Raw genomic sequence first — 230 nt, forward strand, 5'->3', positions numbered from 1 at the left:
GTGGACGAACTGAAGGCGAAAGACATCGGTAAAGGCGCTGGCGTACGTGAGAGTATGCAGGAAGCACCCTTTCCCGGACGCATTCCGGTATTTGTGGGAGACGACCTGACAGATGAAAAAGGATTCCTCGAGGTAAATGCCATGCAGGGGATCTCTGGCAAAGTCGGTGAAGGGGCCAGCCATGCACGCTATCGCCTCAACAGGGTTGTGGCTGTATGGCACTGGCTTGG

1 pseudogene is annotated in these 230 nt (G+C 55.7%); it reads left to right on the forward strand.

Annotated features, from left to right (window positions below):
* Positions 1 to 230: pseudogene (locus tag KVT28_RS27380) on the forward strand (trehalose-phosphatase); the annotation flags it as partial.

This window comes from Pantoea sp. GbtcB22 (genome assembly GCF_019091025.1).
Classification (GTDB): Bacteria; Pseudomonadota; Gammaproteobacteria; order Enterobacterales; family Enterobacteriaceae; genus Pantoea; species Pantoea leporis.